The organism is Kitasatospora sp. NPDC059408 (assembly GCF_042751525.1).
Lineage (GTDB): Bacteria > Actinomycetota > Actinomycetes > Streptomycetales > Streptomycetaceae > Kitasatospora.
In genome coordinates this window covers 18924-27012 of record NZ_JBHYWI010000104.1, presented here as the reverse complement: position 1 = coordinate 27012, position 8089 = coordinate 18924, and the positions used below count along the sequence as shown (strand labels likewise).

At 72.6% G+C, this 8089-nt stretch carries 1 protein-coding gene; it reads right to left on the bottom strand.

The window, feature by feature from the left end; translation table 11 throughout:
• Positions 1-57 precede the first annotated feature (57 nt).
• The gene (locus ACFXDE_RS39170; RefSeq protein ID WP_380499093.1) at positions 58-8034 is read right to left on the bottom strand and encodes a DNRLRE domain-containing protein; all 7977 of its coding nucleotides are present in this window, start codon (positions 8032-8034) and stop codon (positions 58-60) included.
• Positions 8035-8089 lie beyond the last annotated feature (55 nt).

Sequence of the window (8089 nt, the reverse complement as noted above, 5' to 3'; positions counted from 1 at the left end):
CGCCTCGGGAGGTCTCCGCGAGGCGCCGGGCCCGGTCGATCAAGGTGTCAGAAGGGGTCAGTACCCCCGGCCTGACGGGTGTCCGTGGATCTTGCCCTTCGCGTCCCGGTGGACGCGGACCTTCGTCTGCGTCCGCCCCTTGGCGTTGGTGCCGACGCCGAAACCGAACTCGAGCTCACGAACCTCCTTGCCCTTTTTCTTCTCGATCACCTTCCCATGCCGCCACGCGTGCTCGACGAACCGGCGGGCGGACTTCCAGCCGTGGAAGGTCGAGAGGCCGCCGCGCTTCTTCACCTCCCGGTGGTACTCCGGAGTCCCCCGCACGTGCCGGGCCTGCTTCTGCATCGAGATCTGGCAGGCGGCGGACTTGTTGTGGGAGAGCGCCCAGCTGTCGCCGACCTGGACGGAGAAGGTGTGCTGGTCACCGATGGTGAGGTTGAAGACCAGCTGGTCGACGACGAAGCCGAGGTCGTTGACCCGGGTCACGTCGCTGACCGTGCCGTCCGGGGCGATCAGGGCGTCGCCGGCCTCGACCTCGGCCGCGTCCGTCCAGCCCTTGCCGGTGACCCAGAGCGGGTGCTCGGCGGTCGCCCGCAGCGGCTGGCCGCCGTCCGGGCCGGCCTGGATGTCGACCAGGTGCTTGGTGCCGTAGCCGACGATGACGTTGAGCACCGGCTCGGGCCGGGACTCGCCGGTCCCCGGGTCCGTGGACATCACGTAGTCGCCGACCTGGACCTGACCGATCGGCAGCTGCGAGCCGTCGCCCATCAGCACCGGGGTGTCCGGGGCGAAGGAGTTGCAGCCGGAGCTGCGGAACACCGAGCGCGCCCGGGAGGCGAACCGCCCGGCCCGCCCGGCCGCCCGGCTCGCGCGGACGGCCGTGAAGGCGCCCTTCACCGCGGTGTTGGCACCGACCAGTCCGGACAGCGCGGTGACGCCCATCTCCGCCGCCTTGCGCCAGTTGCCCGTCGCGGCGTAGGAGATCGACGAGACGGCCGCGGCCGCCGCACCGATCGGGCCGGGGATGTACGAGGCGACCTCGGAGACCCTGGCCACCACGTGGACCGTCTTCTTCAGCCACTTGGGCATGCCCCAGTTGCCGTCGAGGTCGGTGCAGTTGACCGGGTCGCCGGTGCAGTAGTCGTACGGGCCGGCGTTGCCGCCCGGCACCGGGTCGACCTGCAGGAAGCGTCCCAGGGCCGGGCTGTAGAGGCGGGCGCCCATCAGGATGACGCCGTCCTGCGCCTCGGCGGAGCGCTCCTTGCCGCCCAGCCAGCCGAACCGCACGGCGGCCTGGCCGTCCTGCGGGACGCCGAACTCGTCGAAGTCCAGCACGACCGGCCTGGTGAGGGCGGTGTCGGTGGTGACGACCACCGAGCCGAAGAGGTCGGTCAGCTGGAGCTGGACGTCACCGGTCCTGCCGGTGGTCGCGACGAGGTCGGTGTCCGGGCCAGAGACGTTGCGGGTGACGGTGCCCTGGGTGGTGTCCTCCACCGTCCAGCGGACCTCGTCGGAGTCGTCGCCGTAGTGGTTCAGCTTCGACGTGAGGTTGGACCAGCTGCCGTCGGCCTGCTTCCTGGCGGTGGTGTAGGCGGTCGGCCGGTGTGCGGCGTCCTGCGCCCACTGCTGCCGGGTGTCCCCCTTCTCCTGGGCGGCGACCTTGTCGTTGGCCCAGTAGGTGTCGGTCGCGCCGGTGGCGGTCTTCACGGTGCGCCCGAAGGCGTCGTAGGCGTAGCCGGCGTCGGTGAGCCGGTCGGCGCTGTCGTAGGCGTGGTTCTCGGCGACCGCGCCGGTGGTGGCGCAGGAGCCGTCCGCCGCGGCCGGCGTGGTGGTCTTCGAGAGCCGGTTGGAGTGGGCGTCGAAGGCGTACTGCCGGGTGACGCAGCCGCTGGTGGTGCTGGACTGCTGGGCCTTCACCAGCCGGCCGAGCCGGTCGTACTGGTAGGTGCGGGTGGCGGTGGAGCTGGTGTTGCGGGCCACCTGGCCCTGGGTGGAGACGTCGCTGGTCTGCGCCCAGACGACCGTGTTGTCGGAGGTGCGGGTGTAGGTGCGGCCGGTGGCCTCGCCCACCGCGTTGAAGGTGTCGCGGCGGACGATGCCGCCGGGGTAGGTCTGCTCGACCAGCTGGCCGTCCGGACCGTACGCGGCGGTGAACTCGCCCGCCACGCTGTCGCTGACCGAGGTGACGAGCCCGCGCGGCTCCTTCGCGCGGTCGTAGGCGTACGTGGTGGACCCGGTCGGGTCGGTGACCTTGACCGGCTTGCCGAACCGGTCGAACTCCGTGGTGGTGGTGCCGCCGTCGGCGTCCGTGTACGAGATCAGCCGGCCGAGCGCGTCCATGACGCGGGTGAGCGACTTGCCGTCGGTGGTGGTCCTGACCGCGTCGCCCGTCGCCGGGTCGTACTCGGTGGTGACCTTGGACAGTGCCTGGCCCTCGTCCGAGGTGATCTCGGTGGAGGTGACCCGGTCCGCCCCGTCGTAGGTGGTGACGGTCTTGCGGGTCTTGCCGGCGTTGGTCTCCGTCGTCTCCTCCGGCTCGCCGAACGGCGAGTACCGGGTGATCCGCTTGACCGGCAGGGTGGTCGGCATCCGGGAGCCGTCCGCGCCCGTGACCGGACCGCCGGGCAGGGTGGCGCAGGGGCTGCCCGCCCACTCGGGCCGGTTACCGCACAGGGCGTCGTCCGGGTTGGCACCGGCCGTGTAGAACACCGACTTCACGGTGCTCGCGTCGGCGCCGGTGCCGTCGGGCTTGCGGGACTCCAGCGCGCGGCCGGCCGCGTCGTACTTCAGGTAGGCGGTCGGCTTGGCACCGAGCGCGTCGGTGGTGACCGAGGTGGCCACCCGCAGCTGCCAGCCGGGGACACCGCCGATCGGCGCGTCGTAGCCGTGCTTCGTGACGCGCAGTTCGACGTCGGCGGCGTGGCCGTCGATGCGGGCGCCGTCGGTGGAGGTGGTGACCAGGTGGTACGTCCTGCCGTCCGGCCTGCCCTCGTCGTAGGTGTTGGTGTTGTGGTCCCGGGCGAGCACCGGGGTGCCGGCCGGCAGGGTCGGGTTGAGCGTGGTCTTGGTCAGGGTGACCCGGTCCAGGCCCGCCTGGTAGTACGGCGTGACCGCGGCCGGGTTCTTCCCGGTGACGGTGAGCCGCAGCTCGTGGTCACCGCGGGCGAGCCGGACCGTCGAACCCGCCGTGTAGGAGCTGGTGGTGACGGTCGGGTTGTACCCGTCGAAGGTGCCGCCGACGTTCTGGCCGTCGATCGACAGTTGGACCACGCCGTAGTCCGCGGCCCTGGTCAGCAGCGCGGTCAGCTGGTACTCGCCCTCCTCCGGCACGGAGACCCGGAAGGACGCGTTGTCACCGACCTCGTTCGCGCCGAAGAACACGTGCGCGCCGCCGGACCAGCCGGCCCCGGCGCAGCACTGCGCGAGGGTCTGCACCCGCAGCGGGTCGGTCGCGCCGAGCTGGACGAGGCTCTCGCCCTCGGCCGTGACGGACACCGGCGCGCTCTGGCCCTCGACCTGCTCGGCGAGCGAGGCGCGGTAGACCGGGCCGAGCGTCTCGACGACGTCGAGGCCGTCCGGGGAGTAGACCGTCCGGTGGTCCAGCAGGCGGGCGCGGGAGGCGGAGTCGGCCGGCAGGCCGAGTTCCGCGACGAACCGCTCGGTGTCGGGGTGCGTGCCGATGGCGATGGACCGGTCGGTCGCGTCCAGGGCGCGGACCGCGTGGCCGTAGCGGTCGTACTCCTTGGTGTCGATGTCACCGCCGGGGGTGACGGACGGGGTCGCGGTGTTGACCTCGCTGCCGGAGGCGTCGAGGTAGTGCACGGTGGCGGCCCGGTAGCCGTCGGGGCCCGGCCTGGCGGCCGAAGCGGTGCCGGTGCCCGGGTCGTCCTCGGGGCCGAACACCGCGGTGGCGTCGGTCGGCGCGTCGGTCTGGGCCCAGGCCGCGACGTCCGGACCCGACATCGCGTAGGGGCCGCCCGCGCCGCGGGTCAGCGGCACGTCGTAGACCACCGTGGTGGCGATCTCGCCGTCGACCCGGTCCTTGCTGCCCGGTGCCAGCGAGGCCCGGCGGACCTTCAGCAGCCGGCCCGGGTCCTGGTCGGCCGCGGCCTTGCCGTAGTCGAAGTCCCACGGCAGGTCCCCGGCCGGGGATATCCGGGTCACCCGGCCGGCGTCGTCGTAGTCGTACGCCGTCTTCAGCGGCTGGGCCAGGCGCGGGTCCCACACCCGGGCGAGGCGGCCGCGCTCGTCGTACGCGTAGTGCGCGACCTCGACGGTCTCCTGCTTGGCGGTCACCGGGTTCCACGACCAGACCTTGACGGCCTGCACCCGGTCGGTGAAGTCGCCGGGGGTGCCGGCGACGGCCGTGGTGGCGGCCGCGTAGTCGTAGTCGGTGACCTCGCAGCCGCGCGGCAGCGGGTCGACGGCGCAGCCGTTGGCGTCGTCCACGCCCGGCTCCACGGGCGCGATCACCCGCTTGACCACCGCGCGCCGGTCGGTGGAGTCGTAGACGTACCGGGTCGTGGACGCGGCGTCCGGGCCGGTGGAGGACTGCACGGCGTACACGTCGGACTCGCCCTGGCGGGCGAACACCGTGGTGGAGCCGTCCAGTTCGGTCAGCGTGTAGGTGGCGCCGGTCGCCTTCAGGCCGAGGTGCTCGGCACCCGGCTCGGGGTAGAGCGTGCCGTCCTGCGCCCGCGCGAAGGTGACCGACGTGTCGTCGGTGGCCTTGAGCACCGCGGCGTCCGCGCCCGGGAAGGCGAGCGAGACGTACTCGGCCGCCTCGCCCTGCGCCCCGCCGGCCCACTGCGGGCCGAACGGCGCGACGAGCTCGCGCACCGACATGTTGTCGAAGTACACGGGCCGGTCGGCGTTGTCCGAGTGCCCGTTGTAGAGCCGGACCTGCGCCTCGGTGGCGTCCGCGGCGAGTGTGACGTCGGTGGTGAGCTCCGCCCAGGCGTCGGTGTACGGCGCCTTGCGGGAGACGGTGGTGGTGAGCGCCCCGGTCTTGCCGTGGACGACGACGATCCGCATGCCGCGGTCGTCGTACCCGGCGGTCAGGCCGGTCGTGGACGGCACGTAGACCCAGGCCTTGACCCGGTAGGTGCGGCCGGGCTTCATGCCCAGCTGCAGGCCGCCCGAGCCGCCGAGCAGCGCGTACGTGTCACCGGACTTGTTGGCGTCCGGCAGCACCTTGAGCGAGTCGGTCGAGGAGCCCTGGCCCCGGTCGGTGGCCCGCAGGGCGGTGCCCGGGGTGGCCAGGAAGCCGGTGGTGTCGGTGGACACCTGCTGCTGGTTGGCCGTCAGCCGCTCGCCCTGCTCCTGCCAGCCGCGGTCGGTGCCGCGCGAGGAGGAGGAGCGCTTGGTGGCCATGCCGAACTCGTCGGTGTCCGTGACGTCGACCGAGTAGTCGCCGGTGAGCAGGTTGACCGAGCCCGGACCGACCTCGGTGCCGGCCGCGCCGTCGGCGTTGGGGTCGGCGGTGAAGGTCGACCAGGCGGTCGGGTACGCGGCGTCGGTGTCCTTGTCGGTGTAGAGCAGCGCGCGCACCTGCACGACGCCGCCGACCCGGCCGAGCGACTCCAGCACCGACCAGTTGGCGTGGCCGCCGAGCTCGGCCAGCCGCGGCCGGGTGCCGGCCACGGGCGTGTTGTCGGCCTTGGCGAGGTGGGCCGCCGGGACGTCGAACTCGGCGGCGCCGGGGCCGCGACGGTACTGCCAGGTCACCCGGGTGAACTGGGTCTGGGCGTCGACCGCGAGCTTGACGCGCTTCGCGGCCTGCGTGCCGTCCACGGGCGAGACGACGCCCGCCTTGCCGACCCTGAAGGTGTGGACGGCCGGGTCCGAGAGGTTGTCGGCGCGGTCCTTCGTCTGCACCTTCAGGACGTGCGTGCCGTCGGTGGGCGGGGTGATCGAGGCGGTGGTCGCCCCGGTCGCGTCCACCGTCGTCGGCGACTTGCCGTCCAGGGTGTAGACGTAGCCGATCACGTCACCGGTGCCGGCCGGCGGGGTCAGCGTGAAGCGACCGGCCTGGCCCGCGGCGCCGTGCCAGGCCTCGTCCGAGGGGTAGTCGGGCGAGGTGACGAACGGCGCGCCGGGCTTGGTGGTGTCGGCGACGACGACCACGTCCTGCGGCGCCCACGGCGAGTTGTCGGTGCCGTCCCAGAGGCGGGCGCCCATCGAGTAGGTGACGCCCTCGTCGAGCTTCGCGATCCCGAAGTCGGCCGGCTTCACCTGGGCGTAACTGCCGTTCGGGACCTCCTTGTAGACGCGCTTGACGAACACGCCCGCACGGTACAGGTCGAAGTCGGCGCCGACCCGGCCGCCGCCGTCGGGGTCACTGGCCAGCACCTGGAAGGTGGGCGTGGCCGAGGAGGTGTAGCGCGGGTTCCCCTGGTGCGCGGGGAACACGTCCACCGCCGGCGGGGCCGTCGGGACCGTGTTGTACGTGACCGACAGGTACGGCGGGTTGGAGCCCTCGGCGGAGTCGAAGCGCTTCCACGAGTACGGGCTCGTCTCGGTGGAGGCGCGCAGGCCGAGCGCGTTGTTGGTGTAGCCGTTGTCGGACCACGCGGCGACCAGGCTCGTCACGTCCTGGCTGACCCAGGCGTTGCCGCAGCCGGCCGTCTCGTTGCCGGCCGTCTTGTTGCTGACCGCCCACATCTTGTTCCAGCCCGGCTGGTTGGTCCACCGGGTGGCGGTGGACGCGAGGCCGGTGTCCCAGACCTCCCAGGACCAGGGCTCGCACGACCACGAGTGCCAGTTGTAGAGGTTCAGCTTCGCCGAGAGGATGTGCTTGCCGTGGTACGGCCCCTCGGGGAAGTGCAGGAACGAACGGGCGACCTGGCCGCTGCCGTTGTTGCCCAGCTTCAGCTCGACGGCCGACGACTGGTCGGTCGCGTAGCCCTGCTGGACGAAGGTGTCGAAGGACGGCCCGACGGTGAGCGCGGGGTCGATCGTCACCGGGAAGCTGGTCGCCGGGTCGGCGAGGAAGCCCGCCTCCGGGGTGAACACCAGCTCGGCGTCGGCACCGGAGCCGCGCAGTTCCATCGCCACCGGCGCGCGCCGGGTGTGCTCCTGCGAGTTCGGGTCGACCGTCGCGTCCCACATCACCGGGGCGGGGATCCTCGCCTGGACCTTGCCGGAGGGACGCTCCGTCAGCTCGATCGAGCCGTCGTCCTTGCGGATCACGTCCAGACCGCTGGTGTCGACCGGGAGCGTGATCGTGCCGGCCTGCGAGACGGCCGAGCGGTCCTTGACGATCAGGAACTGCTCGAAGCCGGTCCGGGTGGCCTCCAGGACGAGGTCCACACCCGGGCGGGCGTCGGCGTAGGTCGCCTTGCTGCCCTCCAGCCTGGGCTTGGGCAGCCGGCCGAGCCAGCCGAACTGCACCTGCTGCTCCCCGGTGCCGATCGTCACCAGCTCGCGCTCGGCGGGCTTGGCGGCGTCGGCGGGCTTTGCGGGTGTGGCGAACGGACCGTCCTGCGCGCGGGCTTCGCTGCGGCTGGCCCGGGTGGTGTTGGCGGCGGCCGGGGCCGTGGAGGCGGGGGTCGTGGGGGCGACCGGGTCTCCGGTCTTCACCGTGGCGTCGCCGCCGGCGAACACGAGGCCCTCCGGGTGGACCTTCGGCGCGACCTTGCCGTCCGCCGTCTCCACGAGCGTCGTGTCGACGGGGACCCAGGCGTCGCCGACCTTCACCCTGACCGGTCCGGTCGCGGTGTCCTGGGTCAGCGTGCCCTCGGGGTCGGCCCAGAGGGTGGTGGTGGCGGTCCTGGCGCCGGTGACCTCGATCCGGCGTCCGTTGAGCCGCGCGGCCAGCAGCGCGGACGCGGCGTCCGGCGCCTCGTTGACCGGCGCGGTGGCCGGCGCCTTGGCGTTCGCGGGCGCGGCTTGGGCCTCGGCGGTGATCGCGTCGAGCGCGACCCCCGTCTCGACCAGCATCGCGAGCGCGGCTACGACGGCTGTCCGCCGCAGCCCGCGCGTGGTGAAGGCCCCGCCCCCGAACCGGGACGAGGCCTGCTTCCTCGATGGCAAGAGAGTTTACTCCGTGAATAGCAATGGTAAAGGGTTTTGCCTTTCCAAGATCGCA